The 753-nt window shown below is 67.1% G+C and carries 1 protein-coding gene; it reads left to right on the top strand.

Features of this window, described 5'->3' with window-relative positions:
* Positions 1-753 (top strand): adenylate/guanylate cyclase domain-containing protein (locus tag MOV75_RS40475; RefSeq protein WP_247008445.1); only part of this gene is annotated, 753 nt, incomplete at both ends.

Raw genomic sequence — 753 nt, 5'->3', positions numbered from 1 at the left:
CTGCTCGACTTGCCGCATCCGCATCATCGGCGACCATGACGCGCTGCCCACACCGTCGCAGCGTGAGGCCTTCGTGCTCACCCGCGTCGGCACCGCCGATCCGTCGATCAGGCTGGCCTGCCAGCTGCGGCCGACGTCCGACCTCTCCTTCTTCCAGCTGTTCACGCCGCACACGCATGCGACGGACGGGCAGGCCTCGACACCAGCCAGAATCGGCCAGGAGCGCTATCTCGTCAGCCTGTTCGTGGACATGCGCGGCTCGACCCAGCTCGCGGAAAAGCGGCTGCCGTTCGACACCGTCTTCATCGTCAACCGCTTCCTCGGCGCGGTGTCGCAGGCGGTGATCGAGAACGGCGGCCAGCCGAACCAGTTCGTCGGCGACGGCATGCTGGCGCTGTTCGGATTGACTGCCGATCCGCAAACCGCCTGCCGGCAGGCGCTCAAGGCTGCCGCCGGCATCGCCAGGCATATCGACGAGCTCAACGAGCTCCTGAGCCACGATCTGCGCCAGCCGATCCGCTTCGGCGTCGGTATTCATGGCGGCGAGGTCATCATCGGCGACATCGGCTATCGCGATCACATCGTCTTCACCGCGCTCGGCGATGCCGTGAATGTCGCAGCCCGGCTCCAGGACATGACCAAGACGCTGGCCTGTGAAGCGATCGTCTCGGAAGAAGTCCGCCGCACCGCCGGCCTTGTCGACGACGTCCTGCCGCAGCACGAGGTCGCGATCCGCGGCCGCGACGAGCCGCT

The sequence above is a fragment of the Bradyrhizobium sp. PRIMUS42 genome (assembly GCF_023006515.1).
Lineage (GTDB): Bacteria > Pseudomonadota > Alphaproteobacteria > Rhizobiales > Xanthobacteraceae > Bradyrhizobium.
This window is presented reverse-complemented; position numbering and strand designations above follow the sequence as displayed.